Origin of the sequence: Chryseobacterium hagamense, from assembly GCF_007991455.1 — a bacterium.
GTDB lineage: Bacteria > Bacteroidota > Bacteroidia > Flavobacteriales > Weeksellaceae > Chryseobacterium > Chryseobacterium hagamense.
The window spans coordinates 1-19,421 of the sequence record NZ_BJYJ01000009.1; the positions used below are offsets into that span (position 1 = coordinate 1).

Here is a 19,421-nt window from a genome sequence, read left to right on the forward strand (position 1 = left end):
AGCTTCTTAGTTATGGATCTTCAAACTCGAAAATTAAATTTAATCACTTATCTTGCTCAAATACAGGATGAGCATTTCTTCGATAAAATTGAAGCCTATATTTTATCAAAAGTAAAAAAAGAAGATTACCTCAAGCCTCTTTCGCTTACCGAACTGAATAATAGAATTGATCAATCACTGGAGGATTCCGAGAGCAATAACGTAACGGAATCCAATGACTTACTTTCTGAAATAAAGCAATGGCAATGAAAGTATTCTGGACAAATTTCGCTAAGGATCAATTAAAGAATATTTTTGATTATTACAAAATAAAAGCAAATCAAAGAATAGCTAGAGATCTGGTTGCTGGAATCGTTGAAAAAACAAAAACTCTTGAATTTCAGAAAGAAGCAGGACAAAGAGAAGAACTGCTTTCATCAAGAAAAGAAAATTTCAGATACCTTATCTATAAAAATTATTTATTGGTTTAATAATGAAAAAACAGAATTGAAATCAACGATGTTTTTGATACCAGGCAAAATCCCATTAAAATAATCGATGAAACACGGAATACGGAATAAAAAAGAGAAGCTTTTGGGCTTCTCTTTTTCAATATCATTTATTCGAATTTCCTCTTCCTCAGCCAGAAGAATAATCCTCCGAGGATTCCGATAATGGCCAAAGGCAGCAGCAGGTTGAACCATTGCCAGTTGGTCTTTTCTTCGGTAATCCGGTGACGGTCCAGCAGCCTTTCTTCGATATTCCGGTTCCGGAGTTCCATCAGGTTGCTGTCGTCCAGAAGATAGTCTAAGGCGTTTCTCAGGAACTGTTCGTTTCCGAACTGTTCGTTGGTCAGCAGATCGACGCCTAATGGAAGCGGCTCGCCTTTCAGGACCTTGTTACGCCCTACGTCTCCGTCGGCAATAACGATCATTTTATTTTCAGGGCTTGTTGTTCTGAATCCCGGATATGATTTTCTTTCGATTCTCGAAGCATACGCCGAATTGAATTTCCCTTCCAGGGACACGGCATAAATTTTCGGCGTGCTTGGTTTTTCCATTTGTCCAAGACTGTCGACACTGGAAATTTCTTTCAGGTCTACATAATTCGGAACCTGCTTCAGCAACGTACGTTCGCTGGATTCAAAAAGCACTCGGGTTTTAATGTTCTTTCTTCCGCCTAAAGTATCAATGGACGTCGGGAATTCAAACTTTACCGGATTGATGTTTTTGGTGACCGGGTTGTCCTTTTCCGCAATTCCCAATGGGAAATACGGCCATGGAAGGCTTGTGTACTGTGGATTTCCGCTCACTTCTCCGGTCACCAGCCTCAACAAGGCAAACTTTTTCACATCCTTCACCAAAGCCGGATTGATTCTCACTCCGTAATTGAAGAAAAAATCGGTCATGTTGATGTCTACCGGAAAAGGCATCACTTTCTGGGAACGCATCAGCGTATCCATTTCGGCATTCACGGCATCAATCATCCAGAGGGTTTTTCCGCCGTTCATAATGTACTGGTCAAGGATTACCTTTTCACCATCGGTAAACGCCTTTCTCGGTTTTGCAATCACCAGGGCATTCATCTGCTTCAAGGTAGGAAGGTCGGCTAAGGTAAGCTCGGTCTGGTTTTTAGGGATAACCGGACCGGCATCGTAACTTTCGGTAGCCAGCTGCATAAAGCCCTGGAATTCCCTTGGGTTCAGTTCGTCCTGGTTCACGAGAATTCCGATTTTCTTTCTTTTGTTGGCAGAAATGTTTTTGATATTGGAGACCAGGTTATATTCCAGGTTCTCGATGGATTTCGTCAGCTGCTGGTCGGCATCGATTCCCGTCTGCTGTACCACTAAAGGAATGGAAACCCCTTTTTTATCGTATTTTACCACGGCATACGGAAAAAGCATGATCTGGGAAACCTTTCCGTCCTTGATATCCGGAAGCATGGAAGGCTGCATGCCCATCGCCATCAGGGTATCTTTCGACATTTTGGTCCTGATCGGGTCAATGAACTTAAAATCGATCTTCGGATTGATTTTCCTGAATTCTTCCAGCATGAATTTCGTTTCCCCCTGCAGCTGCTTGAAGCTTGCCGGGAAATCCCCTTCCAGGTAAACATCCACGACCAGGGGTTTGCTGACCGACTCCAATACTTTAACGGTATTATCGGAAAGTGTATATCTTTTTTCTTTGGTCAGATCCAGCCTGATGCCGGAAACGGCAAGAACAATGGCCAGAGGCAGGACTGCGAAAAGTAAAATTCCTAACGGAGACTTAAATGGGATCTTCTTCATAATTCTACTTTTTTTTATTGATGAAATGATTGGACAATACTAAGGAAACCGCGATGATGAAAACAAAATAAGCAACATCCCTGAAATCGATAAGCCCTCTGGTGAATCCCATGAAATGCTGGTAAAAACCGATGTTCTGCAAAATAAAATCGGCACCGCCCAACAGTTTGTAACTGGCCAGCTGCTCAATCCCGAAATACAGGATAAAACACATGAACATCCCCAGCAGGTAAGCCATGATCTGGTTCTGGGAAAGCGATGAAGCTAAGATCCCGACACCCGAAAATGCAGCGATAAGTATTATTAATCCCACATAACTCCCCAACGTCATGCCCAGATCGATATTTCCTTCCGGAACACCCAATACGTAAACGGTGTAGAGATAAATCAATGAAGGAATCAGGCAGAGAATCCCGACGATCCATACCGAAAGGAATTTCCCGACTACGAGGTCCGAAACTTTTAAAGGCTGGGAAAACAGCCAGTTCAGGGTTCCGGTCTGCTGTTCTTCTGCAAAAGTTTTCATGGAAAGCGCCGGAATGATAAACATCAGCAGCCACGGTACCAGAACAAAATAACTCTGTAGGGAGGCCATTCCGATATCGAAAATGTTGGAATCATTCTCGAAAAAAAACAGAAACAGGGTAGCGATCAGACTGAAAGCCGCGATGATGATCCATGCGCTCCAGTTTCCGAAGTAGCTCCAGAGTTCCTTTTTTAAAATTGCAATCATAGTTTTATTATCAGATGTTGATTGTTAATGGTTGTCAGTTAATTGCTGATCATTTTAGATTTTTTATATTTAATCATAAATGGTAACGGTCAACCGATTATTTATTTTTCTTGTTTTTATTCACCAGCTTTACCGTCATCATGATCAAAAATACCAGAACGAAAAATCCGGCAATTAATTGCCACCAGTATTCGATCACCTGCGATTTCAGGATTACTGTGAAAACAACCAGGAATAGAATAAAGGTTGCGATTTCATTGGCCTGCCGCAGCTTAATGTTGGTGGTTTCAAGGGTATTGCCGTTCAGCTCTTTTAATTTCAGTACCTTCTTCCAGCACCAGTAGTGGTAAATAGCCAGCCCGACCAAAAACGTGAGCTTCAGATGGAACCACGGGGTTTTCATCAGTCCGGTATTCAGAAAAATCATGACCAGCCCGCAGACAGCCATGATGACTCCTGCCGGAACGGTAATGATGTTCCACAGCCGCCGGGCCATGAAAATATACTGCTCCCTCAGGATCCTTTTTTTATCTTCTGCAAAGGCGTCGGTATCTTTATAATACACAAAGATTCTTACCAGGTAAAAAATCCCTGCAAAATAGCTGACCATAAAGATGATATGAAGCGCTTTGATGATGGTGTAAGGCATCTTAAAAATTTGTTTGCAAAGATAAGTTATTTCACAAAAAAAGAAGGGTTAATACCGAAAAATGATGGTAAAATAAGGGTGATCAATAACAACTTAAAAATGCAGTGCAGATTAGAGGCGCAAACCGGATTTTACGGAATGAAAAGAGTTTTCTGTAGGGACTAAAATGATTTCAGCCTGTCAGCAGAATAATTTTCCTCATACCTGTAGGTCTTACTCATCCGGCATAAATTTACTACAATACCATTGAAATACTGTCTGTTTTCTGTCCCTGCCGGTAAGTTTTGATATAAAGCAGCTTTCCGTTTTCGCCAAAATATTTCCATGGGCCGAAATAAAACCAATGCCGCTCACGGTCTGAGACTTCCATCCTGGACCGGCCTTTTTCCATAATTTTTCCATTGGGAAAATACCTTGTGTTTTTGGTTACTTCTTTTCTGATCACCTCCTTCTGGTATTTTCTGCCGTTGAGAGAAGTTTTCCAGGTTTTCACTTTTTCCCCATTCCTGTATCTTCCGGAGGCAATCAGAATTCCCTCATCTGCTGAATATTCTTCTATCCAAGCCCCATGCCTCCTGTTCACTTTATGGTCATCCTGCACATACTGATTAATTTTTGTCATACAGGACATTAAAGACATCATTATTAAACCGGCAATATACAGTTTATTCATAAAAAACAGGATTTCCACAAATATAGGAAATCCTGTTTTTATTCTACAAATGTAGAGCTTTTATTTTTTAAGAAATCACGTTCAGCTCTTTCCCCACTTTTTCAAAAGCGGCAATGGCTTTATCCAGATGTTCCCTGGTATGGGCCGCTGAAAGCTGCACCCTGATTCTTGCCTTTCCTTTCGGTACTACAGGATAGAAGAACCCGATTACATAAATTCCTTCATCCATCAGCTTCTCTGCCATTTTCTGGGCCAGAGGCGCATCGTAAAGCATTACCGGAACAATGGCAGCGTCACCGTCAGGAATATCGAACCCTCTGGCCTTCATTTCCGCTCTGAAGTATTCTGCATTTTCCATTACCTGATCGCGAAGCGAAGTATCTCCGGAAATCATATCCAATACTTTCAGTGCCGCTCCTACGATTCCCGGAGCGAGGGAATTGGAAAACAGGTAGGGTCTGGAACGCTGTCTCAGCATATCGATGATCTCTTTCTTACCGGAAGTAAATCCGCCCAGCGCACCGCCCAACGCTTTTCCTAAGGTCGAGGTAATGATATCTACCCTACCCATTACGTCATTGGCTTCGTGGGTTCCACGGCCTGTTTTTCCGATAAAACCGGTAGCATGGGAATCGTCCACCATTACCAGGGCATCATACTTATCGGCCAGGTCACAAACGCCTTTCAGATCGGCTACAATTCCGTCCATGGAGAAGACCCCGTCCGTCACAATGATTTTGAACCGGTGATTTTTTTCAGAAGCAGCGATCAGTTGGGCTTCCAGGTCTTCCATGTTGTTGTTTTTATAACGGTATCTTGCTGCTTTACAAAGACGTACCCCATCGATGATCGAAGCGTGGTTCAGCTCATCCGAAATAATGGCATCCTCCTCCGTGAACAGAGGTTCGAAAACCCCGCCGTTCGCATCAAAACAGGCCGCATAAAGAATCGTATCCTCAAGGCCTAAAAAGTCGGCAATCTTCTGCTCCAGCTGTTTGTGGATATCCTGGGTTCCGCAGATAAAACGTACCGAAGACATTCCGTAACCGTGGGATCCGATCATATCCTGAGACGCTTTCATCACTTCCGGATGGTTGGATAATCCCAGATAGTTGTTGGCACAGAAGTTCAGAAGTTTCTTTCCGTTGGCTTCTATCTCCGCGCTCTGTTGTGAAGTAATGATCCGTTCTTTTTTATAAAGCCCGTCATTCTCAATATTCTGTAGTTCGTTCCGTAAATTTTCAAGATACTTTTCAGAAATCATTTCTAGTAATTTTTATGATGTGCTAATTTAATAAAAAAAGCCGTTCCCACTTTACGAAACGGCTTTGTAATTTATTTCCGGAGATTTTATTTCTTTAAAAACTTAACATTCTTATCTTTAATCTTCAATACATAAGTTCCGGGAACCAGTTCTGAAATGTTAACCGGTTTTTCCGGCTGGTAGGTTTCTTTCCTCACGAGTTTTCCGTCAATGGAATAAATCGTGAAATCCGTCGGCTGACCGATCCCTTTCAGGTTGAGTTCATTTTTAGCAGGATTCGGATACAGGGCAAATGTGTCTTTGCCGGCTTCGGAAACAGATAATGTATTATCTTGGGCTACCGTAGAATTTTTTTCCAGGATCTGGTACTCATAATTGAATTCCACACTCGCTACCGGAAAGTTTACGGTCTGTAAAAAATACTGGTTGTTGGAAGTATTGTTTAAAGCAAAATAAGCGACCTGTCCTCCGGTTCCGTTTACTTTGATCGGCAGCGGCATTTCGAAGAAGCTTACCGTATTGCTGCTCTGCGTCTGTGCAGCCCTGAACGTCACGGTACTGCCGACCTGCTTCCAGCGGATGTCATAGGTCGGATAGCCCTGACCGTAAATCCAGTCGTTGAAAAATTCAGTAAAGTCTTTTCCGGTAGACGTCAATAACGATGCATTGAAATCCTGCGTCTTCACATAGTTGTAGGCCAGGGCCGGTCTGGAATGATAATCCTGAAGGGCCTGGTAAAAAGCGGCATCGCCCAAAATCCATTTGATCATTCTTAAAACGTAACCTCCTTTGGAATACGACAGCCTTCCGTTAAAGATCGTTCCCACATTCGTTAAATTGGCATCCGCAACATATACACTTCCTCCGGTGGCACTGGTAATATAATTTTTCTGGCCCAGTAAGTAATTTAAAAAGTCCGCATTCGACATCAGCAGTTTCTCATTGGCCAGATGTTCTCCGTAAGTGGCAAACCCTTCATTCAGCCAGATGTCATTCCATGCGCCGCAGGTTACCTTATCGCCGAACCACTGGTGGGTCAGCTCGTGGGCAATCAGTCCCCTGCTCCATGCTCCCATGGACGACATGGTCTGATGCTCCATGCCGCCGCCGGCCTGGAATTCCATATGCCCGTACTTTTCGTTTCTGAATGGATAAGGCCCGAAATAGGTCTCAAAGGTATTCATCACGGTTTTGGTCCAGTCGATGTTGCTCATACTGGTCGTATTCGTGGAAGTGGACGGGAAAATGTAGTTGATAAACGGGAAAGGGGGATTTCCCATCGTATCCGTCAGTTTTACATAGTTCGTTACGGAAAATGCAACCAGATAAGCGGCGGTAGGATATTGGGTACGCCAGAAGGTAAGCTTCTGCCCATTTGCTAAAGCTGTTTCAGACATCAGCTTTCCGTTTGAGGCTACACTGTATTGGGAAGGTGTGGTAATTTTTACATCCACCCTTTCGATTTTATCATTCATGCTCTGCTTCGTCGGGAACCAGTCCTGTGCTCCGTAAGGTTCACTTAAAGTCGAAAGTACGGACGTCCCGCCCTGAGTTCCGTTGAAAAATGCATTATTGGCTGTAGCCGGTGCTCCCGAATAGGTAATCGTAAGAGAATCCAGCACATTGGCAGCCAGGGCCGACTGGAAATTAATTTTAATTTCTTTTGTAGAAAGCTGCTGAAAGGCCAGCGTACTACCGTGATACTGGACCTGTGAAACCGTCAGCTGATTGTCGAGATCAAAGTAAATATTACTCATGCTCTGATTCGGCTTAAAATGCGAGGTAACGGAACCCGAAACATTATAGACTGCCGGATTGATCGTTAAATCAAGCCTTTGATACTGCAGGTCATAATTCAATGTATTCGGATTGGTATTCCCTACCGCCATTTTCTGGGTAAAGGATTTCATTTCTTTCATCCTCATGGCTTTCCGCTCAGTGTTTTCATTCTGAGCACAAAACTGCTGGAAAACAAAGACGCTCAGCATCAAAAAGTAAATTTTTCTCATTCTTAAGATAATTGTATCAAAGATATAAAAAAACCTTCCAATCATTGATTAAAAGGCTTTTATATTAATTAAATTTTAATTTTTCTATAAATCCAGTGCAGGCTCCAGGATTTTTTCCATCCTCTTCTTCACCATATCCACCGATCCTGCATAATTGTTTACCATCAAGGAAAAAACAAGGGTTTTCCCGGTGTTCGTCTTCATATATCCTGCCAAGGTTTTTACTTTATTCAGTGTTCCCGTCTTGGCAAAAACCTGTCCGTTTCCCAGACCGTTGAACATTCTTTTCAAAGTTCCGGACTGTCCTCCTACCGGTAAGGAATTCAGATAAGTCTTATAAAATTTTTCATCCATTAAGGAAGTGAGGAATTTAGCCTGGGCAATCGGTGTTACGTTATTGCTTCTTGAGAGTCCGCTTCCGTCAATATAATTCAGGCCCAGCATATCAAACCCGTGGTTTTTCAGATGCTCCGTCACCACTTTCCTGCCGGATTCGGTGGTCTGGTCGCCCAGATTCTGGAAACCTACTGTTTTCAGCAGAGCTTCAGCCAGTCCGTTATCACTGTGCTGGTTGGTGTAAAAAATTATATCCGCTAAGGTAGGCGATTTGTATACCGAAACCATTTTTCTGCCTTCCGGATTGGCATCCGTCATTTTCGGAATAACTTTTCCGGTAACGGGAATCCCGCTTTTTACCAGGGTAGTCCTGAAGGTATTGGCCAGGTAAGCCGGTGCATCAGGCAATTTGGTGGTTAGAGTTCCATTGCCTTCATATTTATCGGCATACACCATCTGGTTGTTGTACGGCGAAACGTAGAAGAATTTTTTCTCTGCGGAAAGACCGGCTGATTTTTTTACGATCAGTCTTTCATTGGCCGGATTGATCTCACGGGTGGTTCCTGCCGGTAAATAGTAATTGTTGTTTTCCAGCCAGACCACATTTTCCGGAAGCCTCGAAATTGTGCCTTTGAAAAGCGCGGTCTGGATGACAATATCACCATTTACTTTTTTGATTCCTTCACGGGAAAGCCCTTCTTTGAAATCCTGTACGATGTCCCGGTAAGCCCAGGCTCCCGCTTTATTGGTACCCAATGAAGGATCGCCGCTGCCGACGATATACAGGTTTCCGTTCAGCACACCGCTTTCATCCACGCTCCCTGAGTATTCCAGCTGGGTATTCCAGCGGTAATTTTCTCCCAGCATGCTCATGGCGGTCTCCGTCGTCAGCAGTTTGGTGGTGGAGGCCGGGACCAAAGGGGTATTTTCGTTGTACGAAGAGATTACTTTCTTCGTTTTCGGGTCGTACACGACGAATCCCCAGGTTGCATTTTTCAGCACCGGATCAGCCATCATCGTGTTTACATTGATATCTACAAGTTCTTTGGCCGACAGAATCGTCTTCTCCACCACCGACGTGATGGGAGAAGGCAGATTTAAACTGCTTTTCTGATTTTCGTAAGCCTGAGAGTACAGAACGGTAGAAACGGTAGACTGTGCCAGGAAGAACCCTGAGGCCAGCACTGCAACACTTGAAATATATTTTCTGAAATTTACCATCTATTCTTTCGTTTTTGCTATATTTTGGATAGAATAACAGCCAATGGGTTAAATCGGAAAGTTAAACACCAAACATATAATCAACGGCCAAATGTAGAAAATATTGTTGTATGGCAGTTCAGTAGACTATTATAAAAAGTCTATAAATTTTGTTAAAAACTGTTAAAAATCCACAAATACGTCTTTTTTAATACTTTGATAGGCAGGGATTTCCTCAAATTCCTTGATGCTGGCCAGCACCAGTTTTTTATATTCTTCGTACTTTTTGCCCTTCGGAAGCTTCAGCATAATCTGGAACTGATACAAGTTGTTCAGTCTGGCAATCTGCGCTTTTTCAGGACCCAGGATACAGTCTTCCGGCAGGTATTTCCGGAGGATGGAACCCAGAAACTGGGAAGCACGGTTCGCTTTGTCTTCACGGCGGTGCTTCAGCTCGATCATGATCAGCTTCGTAAAAGGCGGATAATGGAATTTCTGGCGTTCCGTCAGGATGTATTTATAAATTCTGGCAGGATTGTGCATCTTAATCAGCTGAAAAACCGAATGCTCGGGATTGAAGGTCTGGATCAGGATTTTTCCTTTTCCGGAAACCCTTCCCGCCCTTCCGGAAACCTGGGTGATCAGCTGATAAGCCCTTTCTTCCGCCCGGAAATCCTGAACATATAATAAAGAATCCGCTTTTGGAATCGCAACAAGCTCGATATGATCGAAATCCAGTCCTTTGGAAATCATCTGGGTTCCCACGACGATATCCGTTTCCCGGTCCTCGATTTTTTCATACAGCTTTTCATAGGCAAACTTTTTCCGCATCGAATCTACGTCCATCCGGTCCACTTCATTATCCGGAAACAGCTTGGAAACCTCTTCATGGATCTGTTCCACCCCAACGCCCCTTTCATTGAGGTTTTCGGAGTAGCATTTCGGGCAGGTCTTCGGCTTGGAAGCCCGCTGGCCGCAGTAGTGGCATTTCATTTCATTGGCGGCCTTGTGATAGGTCATGACCACGTCACAGTTGGAACAGTAGTTTACATAGCCGCAGGTTTCGCATTCCACCACATTGGCGTATCCCCTGCGGTTGTGCAGCACAATGGCCTGGTTCCGTTCTTCCAGCACTTTTTTGATCTCATCGATGAGATGCAGTGAAAAATTACCGGATACTTTTTTGGAATCCTGGGCTTCTTTGAAGTTGATGATTTCATATTCCGGAAGACTGACGTTGCCGAAGCGTTCTTCCAGGAAAATATATTTCATTTTGTCTTTGCGGGCATTGTAATAACTCTCAACAGACGGTGTGGCCGAGCCTAAAATCACCCGGGCACCATAAAAATTCCCGATCACTAAGGCGGCATCTTTCGCATTGAAATACGGGGATACTTCCCTCGGCCGGTAAGCGGAATCGTGTTCTTCATCCACGACGATCAGTCCCAGATTCTTAAACGGCAGAAACAGGGCATTCCGGGTTCCGATCAGAACTTTGATGTCGTTCTGGCGGATCCGCCGCCATACTTCCACCCTTTCGAAATCGGTAAGCTTCTGATGGTAAAAACCGAGCTGACGGCCATATTTTTTTTCCAGCCGCCGGGTAATCTGTTTGGTCAGGGATATTTCAGGAAGCAGGAACAGGACATTTCTGCCTTCGCTGATGCATTCTTCGATTTTCTCCAGATACAGGTGGGTTTTCCCCGATGATGTGACCCCGTGAAGCAGAACATTCTTGCCTTCTTCAAAGGCTTCATCAATTTCCGATTTTGCTGATTTCTGGGCTTCGGAAAGTTCTTCGAGTTCCTCGATTTCACCTTCATAGCTTTCCAGACGGTCTTTCTGCATATAATACTCCTCCACCAGATCTTTATTGGTAAGGGCCTTCAGATGGGAGCTCCCGAAATAACCGTCCTCAAAAAGATCCGATTTTTTAAGGTGAAGGTCCGGATTTTCGGTTTGCTTTTCCAGGATGTGGAGGAAAAGGTCTTTCTGCTTCTTGGCTTTGTTTAATCTTAAGAGGATCCCGGTCAGGTTCTCATTCTCCAGGACGCCGTCCTTAATTTTCACGTAAGCAACTTCTTTCGCCCTGTATTTTTCCGCAATCTTTTCATCGATTTCAATGTACTGCAAATCAATTAATGAATTGACGGTTTTCACGATGTCTTTTTTGGGAATGAAGGCTTCGATATCGGTCAGGTTGATCAGCTGACGGACTTCCAGTGCCTGGATGAGGTACATTTCGTTGACATCGAGGTTTTCAAAATCGACGGTGACGTTCGGTTTCAGCTTCAGGTAGGTTTCGCTTTCCAGCTTCAGGGAAGAAGGGAATGCAAAACGGTAAATTTCACCCAGTCCGCACAGGTAATAGTCGGACAGCCAGTTCCAGAATCGGATCTGCTCCCGGGGAACGATCGGCTGGTCATCCAGCAGGCTGATGACTTCTTTTGCAATAAACGTTTCGGGCGCATTGCCGTGAAGCTCAAATACAATTCCCGTATAGATTTTCTTTCCGCCAAACGGAACCAAAACCCGCATTCCGATCCGGATTCCGGCTATCAGTTCTTCAGGAACTTTATAGGTGAAAGACCCTTTCAGGTTCAACGGTAAAATAATCTGGGCGTAATTCAAGGGTAATATTTAAAGTGTAAAATTAAAATTTTCCGGAGAGAAGTGCAATTTTTAACGGAGGTAAATGAGATATTTTTGGAATAGATGTGATTTATTTTAAACGCCGTGACCACAAAGGGTTTGTTTGATATTGCCGCGCTTATTCTTTCGGTCGCAAAGGCACTTCGTTCAGCAATTGAGCAGAACCGATAAGCTTATTTCTGTTAAATCTGTGACGTAAATATCAAGCGATGGCGGAATGAACTGGCACCAATAAGAACGGTATGTCTTTATTTTCTAAAGACGACGATATTTAATAACGCAGGGGTTCGCAAAGGGTTTGTTTGATATTGTCGCGCTTATTCTTTCGGTCGCAAAGGCACTTCGTTCAGCAATTGAGTAAAGGTGTAAATTTATAGATCTTAAGCAGATTTTGCAGATGTATTTGTATTCAGATCTTGCCTGATTCAATACTAAAGATCCGGGGTTGTGATATTGACATAAAAAACTTCAGGCATCCGTGTTTCAGCATCCAGCCCCGTCAGTTAAGTTCTTACTCAGTCTCTGTTTAATCTTAACACAACATGCAAAACAGAGGCAGACTCCCTAGCCCGGATAGAAACGGTTACCCCACAGCAGGCGGAGGCAATGGCGGTGGTGCGAGGAGTATGAGTGGATAGCCGGATGAAGCTCCTTATCAGAGAAGAGGGTTGGAGGGTTGGAGGGTCAGAGAGTGAGAGACTGAGAGTGAGATTGAGATTGAGAGGGCTAAAAGTGAAAGAACTGGATAACGGGAGAATCCGGGTGGTTTTGAATTGCCGGATCCGGATGGCTTTGTTCTGGATATGGAGATTTATTTTTGGTTAAAAGAAGAATTGCGTCAACTGGTACCAGATGGCGGAAGTGAAAAGTCCGACGATGATGCTGAAGCCGATCGTTAAATTGGTGAGCTTGGTGTTGAGCCGGAACTGTTCGGCGATGATGCTGGAGGTGACGACGGTGGGCATCGCCGCTTCAAAGACGGTAATTTTTGCGATATCGCCTTTGATGCCGGCCAACAGCGCAAAGCCCAATACCATTGCCGGCGCCAGGATCAGCTTATAGAGCATGGAAACGGACATCTGGGGAACGAGTTTTTTCCAGCCGTTGAATTTGAGCTGCAGGCCCACTGAAAAAAGGGCCATCGGACTGACGGTGGCTGCCAGTTTGTCGAAGAAAGGCTCTGCCGCTGAAAAATCGATAAACCCTGACAGCACCAGTGCTGCAACGCATCCGATGAGCGGCGGAAAGGTCACAAGCCTTTTCAGGATAAACCCGGCACTTACTTTCCCGGACCGGCTGCCACCTTTTACCGCAGCGATGATGCCCAGCGTGGAAAGCGCCAGGAACATGGTCTGGTCGCAGATCACGGCAATGCTTAAAAGGCCTTCCCCATAAAATGCAGCTACCAGCGGAAAACCGATGAATGACGTATTGCTGTAGCCGCTGACCAGTTCCAGCGTACCCTGCGATCGCCCGGAATAGCCTTTGTAGCGGCTGTATAGTTTTATGAAGAAAAAGCAGACCACCGAAATCAGGAAGGTAGCGACAACAGGAAAGAGCATGTCGGCGGTCCACCGTACTTTCGGAAGGTATTTAAACGAAACGGCCGGAAGCGCGAGATACAGGATCCAGGTGTTGATGCCTTTGTGTGCATCGGGGTGGATGGATTTGGTCGCCTTGAACACCATTCCCGCGATAATGCATACTGCTATCAGAACAAAATTGACCATACTTCAGAAATCTGCCGCAAAGGTACGTCTGAAATTTCAGTTCTTTAAGTTCCGGATCGAAGTTTCCTCCATTTTTCTGTGATGAATACCATGAGCTTCAGAATGACCGCCGTTAGAATAACCACGATCATCGATGGAAAACTGAGCAACCGGAGGAAAAGACTTTGCTCCACTATTTTTTCTTTGGTACCTGATAATTTCCAGATCGCCGGAAATCGGGTCCCCAGATTCCCATATTTTTCATGGTTTCGGGTAATGAAAAATGTATTGGCTTCCTTCATTTTACCTGTTTCATCAGCATAAAAACTAAAGCTTTCTTCCCGGTTGGAAGAAGGATATACTATGACTTTTCTATCCCTTTGTCTTGTTATCACAATATTATCCCGGGTATCGATGCTCAGATGAAAAGGTTTCCCCGATGTATCTTTCACCTTAAAAGACCCTATGAATTTTCCTGCTTTATCATATTTCTGGATGATTGAATAGAAACTGTCGCCTATATAGATATTCTGCTGACTGTCAACAACAAAACCGGCGAAACCGTTAATGGGCAGTTCGGTTTTTATTTTAAAATCGGTCCATGCTGTCACCATTTCCGGTATGAATACCAGGAAAAACATCATAAAAAGGAAACCGGAAATCTTTTCTATTATTTTCATAAACAGTCTGCATTATTAATTCATCGTATCCCAAAGCCTCACTATGTCGATTGTTTCCATGGGCTTGATAAGATGATTTTTTGTATAAACTTCATCGGTTTCTGAAAACCTGTGAGGTTTGAATTTTTCCGAATCCTACTCATGCATTGTATCCCAAAGACTCATTGCATCAATTTTTCCTAACGGTTTTGAAAGGATGATTCTTTTGGAAGTATTCGGCATCAGATCGAAGAAGTTATCGCTGAAATGGGTATCTCCCATAAGGTAAACATCTTTTGCCAGGACATCGGTGGAGATTTCAATTTCCGTGGCGGAGATTTTTTTGATCCTGAGGTTCGGTTTTGTTAGCTTTAAATTTTTTGGCTTTGCAAAGAAATAGTTTGCTTCGGCAATTACCTTTTTATATCTGCCTCTTAAAATTATATTTAAAAACAATTCATTTTTATCAGCATCGCCGACCAGTTCTGTGATAGCTGAAGGATTGAACTTCACTATTCCTTCCAAATTCTGTTTTTGATCTGAAACTGCTGTAAGAATGTTTTCACCTTTAAAATTATTGACTTCAAACTCTAAAGTTACCTCTCCAATTTTATCCAATCCGTCATTAACTCCGTAAAAATTCAGCATCCCGTCTTTTTCCTCCGTTAAAATCACCTGGTTTTCAAAACTTCTTTTCACCTGGTAATGCAGGGCTTTCCAATTGCCCTGATAATCGATGGACGACCAGGAAACGACCGGCCAGCAATCGTTCAGCTGCCAGTACAGGGTTCCCATATTGTACGGTTTGGCGCGGCGGTGGGCTTCAATGGCGATCTGCATGCCGCGTGCCTGAAGCAGTTGGGAGACATAGTTGTATTTCACAAAATCTTCCGGCACGATATAATCGCGTTTCATATAGTTGTTGATAATCTCCCAACCTCTTGCATGTTTCTCATGGGCTTTGATCGTTCCGTTCTGTAAGCTGAGTTCCGTTTTTCCTGAGAACATCGATTTTACGGTTTCCAGTGTAGGCATCCCCTGGAAGCCGTATTCCGAAGCGAAACGCGGTATTTTTTCGTTGAAGATCTCAAAAGGCTGCTCACCCCACCAAACGCCCCAGTAATGGGAGTCGCCTTCCGTCAGGCTTTCTTTGTGGCCCCAGCCGATGGACGGGGAACTCGGCCAGTAGATCTGCTTATCAGCCGTTGCGTATTCTTTGATGGCCTCGGGGATGACTTCATGAAAAATGGTTTTATAATCTTTCCAGACCTGCAGCGAATCGTCTTTCGAATATTTGAATTGCTTTTGGTAACCCCAATTGACGATGGCTTCATCGATTTCGTTGTTTCCGCACCATAAAGCCAGAGAAGGATGATTCTGAAGCCTTTCGATCTGATCTTTCACTTCCGCTTTTACATTTTCCCGGAAATTTTCATCGGCCGGATAGAAGCTTCCGGCAAACATGAAATCCTGCCAGACCAGAATTCCGTTCTCATCACAGGCTTTGTAAAATTCATCGTCTTCATAAATCCCTCCGCCCCATACACGGATCATATTTATATTGGCCTCTTTACAGTCACGGATCAGCTTCCTGTATTTTTCTTTGGTCATGCGCGGAGAAAAGCTGTCCCCGGGGATCCAGTTTGTTCCTTTGGCGTACATCGGCTGGCCGTTTACTTTAAAATAAAACGATTTTCCCTCTGCATCTTTTTCCTGAACCAGCTCCACCGTTCTCAGTCCGATCCGCTCTGTTTTTTCCGTGATGACCTTTGACGCTTTCTGCAAGGTAATTTTAATATCATACAGTGTGGGTTTTCCCCAACCGTTCGGCTGCCAGAGCTTCGGGTTCCTGATATGATACGGTGCCGAAATGGTGTTCAATCCTGATTTTAAAGCGATATCCTGAGTGTGATTATTGATGGAAAGCGTATAATTTCCGGCTTCCTGTGCAAAAATTTCTGCATGAACGGCCAGCTCTGCATTCTGTGGTGTCAGTTTTACCTGTTCGATCTTTACGGTTTCGAGTTGAGCCAGATCCCGGAACCTGAGGCTGGCATCTTTCCAGATTCCTGCCGTCACCAACCTTGGACCCCAGTCCCACCCGAACTGGTATTGTGCTTTTCTCACAAAACTTCTCGGTGATTCCGGCAGGGTGAAAGGAATTTTTCCGGCTAATTCTTTTCCTGTGTTTACGGCAGACCTGAATTTTACCTGGAGGATATTTTCGCCCCGCTTTAAATAATTTTTTGCCGGAATCGTCCATGTCCTGAACATATTATCCGTATTTTTCACCCATTTCCCATTGAGATATATCTCAGAAAAAGTATCCAGTCCGGAGAAAACCAGATCGATATTTTTGTGCTGCATTTCCTGTGAAGACAGGTTGAATACAGTCTGATATTCCCAGTCTTCATGTTCCACCCACTGCACTTTCTTTTCGTTTTCATTTTTGTAAGGGTCAGGAATGAGATTGTTGTTCATCAGGTCCAGGTGAACGGTCCCCGGAACTTTGGCAGGTAGCCACGTGCGGTCTTTTGTGTTTTTAAACTGCCAATCCTGAGAAGACAAAGAACGCTCCGAAGCCTGTCCATAGACCAGAAGCCGGATAAAAAGAAAAGAAAGAAGTAAAATTTTGTTCATTATAAATTGTTTGAATAGCACTGTTTTGAGCTTTAACACATGAGTCACATAAGATCAGAGTTTCGTGCTTTGAAAATATGTTTAGAACACAGAAGAAAAATCAAAGATTTTTGTGTTAAACTTAGCTGCTGTTCGGTGACTGAGGCATTCGAAGCTATTCCTGTTTTAAAAATTCCATCTTTATTCTTAATGTTTTAGAAAGTTTTTGTTATAAAAAATTTCCCAAATAATAAGTAGCTTCGGTCCCGCTCAGCCGCCCGGGCTTAGAGAATTTCAATAATAGACCATACGTTGAATTCAACCCAATTGAAAATCTTGGTTTTCTTCTCATGTGTTCTAAAATATGCGAAAAACAAATCTTTAAATCCTATCTTTCTCATGTGTTAAAAGCTTCTGTGACTTTTGTGGTTAAATAGTTTTCAAAGCCACAATCTCTTCTGCACTGGCAAAAGCCCCGCCGTCTGTGATGGCGGATGAATGGAAATACTGTGCTTTGGTATACTTCCTGATTTCTTCGATGTTTGTTGAGCGCAGGCCGCCGCCGACGAGGATTTCGATTCTTCCGGCAGACAATTCCACCAGCTTTTTCAGGTTTTCCTTCCCTTCGGAAACATTGGGCTGCTGACCGGAAGTGAGGATGGTTTTGAACCCGCAGGCAATTACTTTTTCCAGGGACTGTTGCAGGTCCCTTGCGCGGTCAAAAGCCCGGTGGAAAGTACAGGGATAAGGTTTAGCCAGATCCGCCAGTTCTTTATTTTGTGCTGTATCTACCTCATCGTTTTCATCTAAGATCCCGAATACAAATCCGTCCACCTGTAATGATTTCAAACGGGTCAGATCGGATTTCATCTGTGCGAATTCTTCACCGGAATACGTAAAATCTCCCCCGCGCGGACGGATCATTACGAAGATGGGAATACTGATTTTTTCACGCAGCTGTTTTACGGTTTCAAAGGCCGGGGTGGTTCCGCCTTCGTTTAGCCCGTCACACAACTCGATCCGGTCGGCTCCGTTTTCAAAAGCGGTGATGGCGGATTCCGGGTTGAAGCAGGCTATTTCTATTTTTGACATTTAATGTTGATTTAATTTAATTCTATTATTCCGTCAATTAGAAATTTATCATTCTCTTTTATAACTTTGATATTCCTGTTGTATTTTGCTTTAAAACCATCGTCAGTTAAAATCACATTAAAAGTGTAAACATTGAGCAATGCTGTTTGTACTTCACATTTTCTTACTTCAACATTTATCCAATCCTGGGCGGAAATAAGAAATCCAGTGTTTATTCCGGCAAAATTTGTATCATAATCGTTTTCCCACTTTTCTTTAAATTTCTTTAATGTGAGACTACCATTTAAATCGACGTTTGTAGCGTCTGTTTTAAATTCATAATATTTTTTAGTGGTCATATCTCTCATCATTTTATCCTGTTCGGAAATATCAGCTTTAAAATATTCAGCGATACTTTTCTCCAGCCATCTCTTTGCCTCTTCTGCGCCTGCATTATTCTGTACCACCACTTCTTCAAATGAAAATTTTTCCGATTTAACATTCTCTTTTACAGTATTCTGACAACTGAAAATAAAAAACAAAGAAGGAATAAATAAATTCTTCATGGCCTCTAATTTTATTTCAAAGCGAATCCGGGTTTTTCCAGGCGGTTTCCTTTCTGGTCGTGTACGGCAAAGCTGAACCCGTCCTGGATGCAGTAAGAACCGTATTCTCCTTTTTTGTTGAGGGCAATAAAGCCAACCTGGATGTCTTTAAGGTTTTTATTTCTTCTTTTGGTAATCTGTACAATTCGTTCCACGGCTTCTTTGCACGCCTGCTGCGGTGTTTTCCCCTGACGCATCAGCTCCACTACGAGATGGGTTCCTACCATCCGGATGACCTCTTCGCCGTGGCCGGTTGCCGTGGCAGCCCCTACTTCGTTATCCACAAACAAACCGGCACCGATAATCGGGGAATCGCCTACCCTGCCATGCATTTTAAAGGCCATTCCGCTTGTGGTGCAGGCTCCGGAAAGATTTCCCTGGGAATCCAGAGCGATCATCCCGATGGTATCATGGTTTTCAATATTCACAACCGGCATGTATTTGCTGTCTTTCAGCCAGTCTTTCCATTCCCTTTCAGATTCGGGCGTGAGCAGGTTTTCTTTTTTAAATCCCTGGGAAATGGCAAACTGTAGGGCTCCGTCGCCCACCAGCATGACGTGCGGTGTTTTTTCCATCACTGCCCGGGCTACTGAAATCGGGTTTTTGATATTTTCGAGGCAGGCTACCGAACCGATGTTGTAGTTTTCATCCATGATGCAGGCATCCAGCGTTACTCTTCCGTCCCTGTCCGGCCGGCCGCCATAGCCAACGCTCCTCTCGGTGGGATCATCCTCCACCAAGCGCACTCCTTTCTCTACAGAATCCAAAGCGCTCCCCCCTTTACCAAGGATTTTCCAGGCCTCTTCATTGGCTCTCAATCCGAAATCCCAGGTGGAAAGAACGATGGGCTTATTGATGATTTTATGATTACTTTCAGTCAGATCTCCGGCGAATACATCCAATGGATTTGCCACCAGAGCTATTGAAGCGATCGCCGATTTTTTAAGGAATTTCCTCCTACTTTGCATATCAG

Annotated in this window: 16 protein-coding genes; 2 read left to right on the plus strand and 14 right to left on the minus strand. The window is 43.7% G+C overall.

All coding sequences use genetic code 11. The features are described from left to right. Positions 1-249 (plus strand): hypothetical protein (locus CHA01nite_RS20490; RefSeq protein WP_170234716.1); only part of this gene is annotated, 249 nt, incomplete at its 5' end. Further along, positions 240-470 (plus strand): type II toxin-antitoxin system RelE/ParE family toxin, encoded by a 231-nt coding sequence (locus CHA01nite_RS10045; RefSeq protein ID WP_228458389.1) that lies wholly within the window; start codon positions 240-242, stop codon positions 468-470. The genes CHA01nite_RS20490 and CHA01nite_RS10045, both read left to right, overlap by 10 nt. Before the next feature lie 128 nt (positions 471-598). On the opposite strand, the gene gldG is transcribed toward CHA01nite_RS10045, so the two are convergent. From gldG to CHA01nite_RS10115, 14 genes are all read right to left on the minus strand, one after another. Then, positions 599-2,269 (minus strand): gliding motility-associated ABC transporter substrate-binding protein GldG, encoded by a 1,671-nt coding sequence (gldG, locus tag CHA01nite_RS10050; protein ID WP_146941187.1) that lies wholly within the window; start codon positions 2,267-2,269, stop codon positions 599-601. Positions 2,270-2,273: 4 nt separating this feature from the next. Beyond that, entirely contained in the window at positions 2,274-3,002 is a 729-nt protein-coding gene (locus tag CHA01nite_RS10055; protein ID WP_146941188.1) for an ABC transporter permease subunit, read from the minus strand. Positions 3,003-3,099: 97 nt separating this feature from the next. Further along, positions 3,100-3,651, minus strand: a complete 552-nt coding sequence (locus tag CHA01nite_RS10060; protein WP_146941189.1) for a CopD family protein — start codon at positions 3,649-3,651, stop codon at positions 3,100-3,102. Between the two features lie 235 nt (positions 3,652-3,886). Further along, positions 3,887-4,273, minus strand: coding sequence for a toxin-antitoxin system YwqK family antitoxin (locus CHA01nite_RS10065; RefSeq protein WP_146941190.1), 387 nt, complete (start codon positions 4,271-4,273; stop codon positions 3,887-3,889). Between the two features lie 118 nt (positions 4,274-4,391). Continuing rightward, positions 4,392-5,588: a glycine C-acetyltransferase gene (gene kbl, locus CHA01nite_RS10070; RefSeq protein ID WP_146941191.1), complete on the minus strand. Its 1,197-nt coding sequence runs from the start codon at positions 5,586-5,588 to the stop codon at positions 4,392-4,394. 86 nt (positions 5,589-5,674) lie between these two features. Continuing rightward, positions 5,675-7,597 (minus strand): M1 family metallopeptidase, encoded by a 1,923-nt coding sequence (locus CHA01nite_RS10075; protein ID WP_146941192.1) that lies wholly within the window; start codon positions 7,595-7,597, stop codon positions 5,675-5,677. 84 nt (positions 7,598-7,681) lie between these two features. Next, positions 7,682-9,154, minus strand: a complete 1,473-nt coding sequence (dacB, locus tag CHA01nite_RS10080) for a D-alanyl-D-alanine carboxypeptidase/D-alanyl-D-alanine endopeptidase (protein ID WP_146941193.1) — start codon at positions 9,152-9,154, stop codon at positions 7,682-7,684. A gap of 162 nt (positions 9,155-9,316) precedes the next feature. Then, positions 9,317-11,764: a replication restart helicase PriA gene (priA, locus tag CHA01nite_RS10085; protein WP_146941194.1), complete on the minus strand. Its 2,448-nt coding sequence runs from the start codon at positions 11,762-11,764 to the stop codon at positions 9,317-9,319. Positions 11,765-12,606: 842 nt separating this feature from the next. Continuing rightward, positions 12,607-13,515: an AEC family transporter gene (locus CHA01nite_RS10090; protein WP_146941195.1), complete on the minus strand. Its 909-nt coding sequence runs from the start codon at positions 13,513-13,515 to the stop codon at positions 12,607-12,609. A gap of 44 nt (positions 13,516-13,559) precedes the next feature. After that, entirely contained in the window at positions 13,560-14,174 is a 615-nt protein-coding gene (locus CHA01nite_RS10095) for an NHL repeat-containing protein (protein WP_146941196.1), read from the minus strand. A 135-nt stretch (positions 14,175-14,309) separates the two neighbouring features. Beyond that, positions 14,310-16,793 carry a beta-mannosidase gene (locus CHA01nite_RS10100; protein ID WP_146941197.1) on the minus strand — a complete coding sequence of 828 codons (2,484 nt, stop codon included), beginning with the start codon at positions 16,791-16,793 and terminating at the stop codon, positions 14,310-14,312. Between the two features lie 408 nt (positions 16,794-17,201). Continuing rightward, positions 17,202-17,864, minus strand: a complete 663-nt coding sequence (locus CHA01nite_RS10105) for a copper homeostasis protein CutC (RefSeq protein WP_146941198.1) — start codon at positions 17,862-17,864, stop codon at positions 17,202-17,204. Positions 17,865-17,875: 11 nt separating this feature from the next. Next, positions 17,876-18,409 (minus strand): hypothetical protein, encoded by a 534-nt coding sequence (locus CHA01nite_RS10110; RefSeq protein WP_146941199.1) that lies wholly within the window; start codon positions 18,407-18,409, stop codon positions 17,876-17,878. An 11-nt stretch (positions 18,410-18,420) separates the two neighbouring features. Beyond that, positions 18,421-19,416: an isoaspartyl peptidase/L-asparaginase family protein gene (locus CHA01nite_RS10115; protein ID WP_146941200.1), complete on the minus strand. Its 996-nt coding sequence runs from the start codon at positions 19,414-19,416 to the stop codon at positions 18,421-18,423. Between the last annotated feature and the right edge of the window lie 5 nt (positions 19,417-19,421).